This window comes from Paenibacillus sp. Y951 (genome assembly GCF_056786395.1).
Genome location: NZ_JBXCIY010000072.1, coordinates 1 through 1,009 on the forward strand (window position 1 = coordinate 1; position 1,009 = coordinate 1,009).

The following is a 1,009-nucleotide window of genomic DNA, read 5'->3' on the forward strand; positions in this document are numbered from 1 at the left end:
CCCGAAGCCGGTGGGGTAACCCGCAAGGGAGCCAGCCGTCGAAGGTGGGGTAGATGATTGGGGTGAAGTCGTAACAAGGTAGCCGTATCGGAAGGTGCGGCTGGATCACCTCCTTTCTAAGAGAACACGTTCTTCCGATGAGAAGAACATCAGATCCCTTGAGGATCAAGAGAAAGCTTAGGCTTTCGAAGTACATTTCTAATGAAATGTTTTAGGCAGTTGTTCGCACACTCGTTGTCAGTTTTGAAAGATCAAACAAAGCTTTTCGTAAGAAAAGTGTATGGTAAATCTTTCAACTAAATAATGATTTTATTGAATGAAGGTTTGATATTTTCTTTCAGAAAAATCATAAGTTCACCATTTTCCTAACGGAAAAGGTGATAGCACTATCGTTTGGTGGCGATGGCGGAGGGGAACCACACGTTCCCATCTCGAACACGACCGTTAAGCCCTCCAGCGCCGATGGTACTTGGACCGCAGGGTCCTGGGAGAGTAGGACGTCGCCAAGCGGTATTCATATTATACCTGTTGCAAAAGTTGTCGAAGGCTGATACAATCAAAACTCGTCAGTGCAACAAAGACGATTTTTCTCTATGAAATGAGACGTATTTCTTCTGGAATATGGCTACGATCATAAAGAGAATGGATTACTATTTCCCTAACAAGAAATGGTTTGATGTTTTCTTTCGGAAAAATCATCACTATTTTCCTAACGGAAAAAGTGTTTGTTCCTTGAAAACTGGATATGAAAGTAATGAAACATCCAAAGCGAATTGTGAAGCTTGGAGATGAAACTTCTTAGGAAGTGAAGTCGAAAACTTCTCGATGATGAAATAAAGCGCATGATTTCTTTTGAAGATTTTCTAACGAAAACTTCTTTGAAGTGATGTTACTAGGTTAAGCTAGTAAGAGCGCACGGAGGATGCCTAGGCACTAGGAGCCGAAGAAGGACGTGGCGAACAACGATACTGCCTCGGGGAGCTGTAAGCAAGCTTTGATCCGGGGATTT

Annotated in this window: 3 rRNA genes; all 3 read left to right on the forward strand. The window is 42.8% G+C overall.

Annotated features, from left to right (window positions below):
* A 16S ribosomal RNA gene (locus AC1TPB_RS24850) occupies nucleotides 1-116 on the forward strand; the annotation flags it as partial.
* Between the two features lie 276 nt (nucleotides 117-392).
* Nucleotides 393-509 (forward strand): 5S ribosomal RNA (rrf, locus tag AC1TPB_RS24855).
* A gap of 386 nt (nucleotides 510-895) precedes the next feature.
* Nucleotides 896-1,009: ribosomal RNA gene (locus AC1TPB_RS24860) — 23S ribosomal RNA — on the forward strand; the annotation flags it as partial.